This is a genomic window from Streptomyces canarius, from assembly GCF_014650735.1.
Classification (GTDB): Bacteria; Actinomycetota; Actinomycetes; order Streptomycetales; family Streptomycetaceae; genus Streptomyces; species Streptomyces olivaceoviridis.
This window is the reverse complement of sequence record NZ_BMVN01000211.1, coordinates 1-836: the sequence shown is the minus strand read 5'-3', so window position 1 is coordinate 836 and position 836 is coordinate 1. Positions and strand designations below refer to the sequence as shown.

The following is an 836-nucleotide window of genomic DNA, read 5'->3' as shown; positions in this document are numbered from 1 at the left end:
CTGGCCACCGTCTGTGTGCTGCAGTTCCTGCTCGGCCTGTCGGACAGGCAGGCCGCCGAGGCGGTCCGCTGCCGCATTGACTTCAAGTACGCGGTGGCCATGGAGCTGGATGATCCTGGCTTCCACCACAGTGTGCTGGGCGACTTCCGTGATCGTCTCGCCGGGGACGGCCGTGCCGACCGCCTCCTCGACCTCGCACTCGCGCGCCTGAAGGCGGCCGGACTGGTGCGCGAGCGCACTACGCAGCGCACCGATTCCACGCACGTCCTGGCCGCGGTGCGTGACCTGACCCGTCTGGAGCTGGTCACCGAGGCGGTCCGCGCCGCACTCGAAGAGGTCGCAGGTATCTCCCCTCATCTGCTGGACGAGCTGGTCGACGAGGGCTGGGGGCTGCGCTACGGCCGGCCGGTCCGCCTGGGGAAGAACCCCACCAAGCCCGTGACCAGGATTCTTGCCACCGGGAGCGACGCCGTCAGGCTTCTGGAACACCTCCACCGCTTCGGAGCGGACCGTGTGTCCGGTCCTCGTATCCAGGCTCTGCGGCAGATCATGGTGCAGAACTATCACCGTGATGCCGCGGGACAGCTGCGCTGGCGCACCGCCGAGAAGGAGGGCGGGGCGGGTCTGCCGCCGTCGTCGAGGGCGATCGTCTCGCCCTACGACACCTCGGCCCGCTACGCGCGGCAGGGACACATCATCAGCTGGAAGGGGTTCGCCGCTCATCTGACCGAGACCTGTGCTGCCGACGGCCCTAACGTGATCACCGACGTTGCCACCACCGCGGCCACCACCCACGACAGCCAGGTCCTGCCCGGCATCCACACCCGCCTCGCCCG

Annotated in this window: 1 protein-coding gene; it reads left to right on the top strand. The window is 69.1% G+C overall.

What is annotated here, in order from left to right:
- Positions 1–15: 15 nt before the first annotated feature.
- Positions 16–836: transposase (locus tag IE294_RS46925; protein WP_229918602.1), on the top strand; the 821-nt coding region annotated here is incomplete at its 3' end.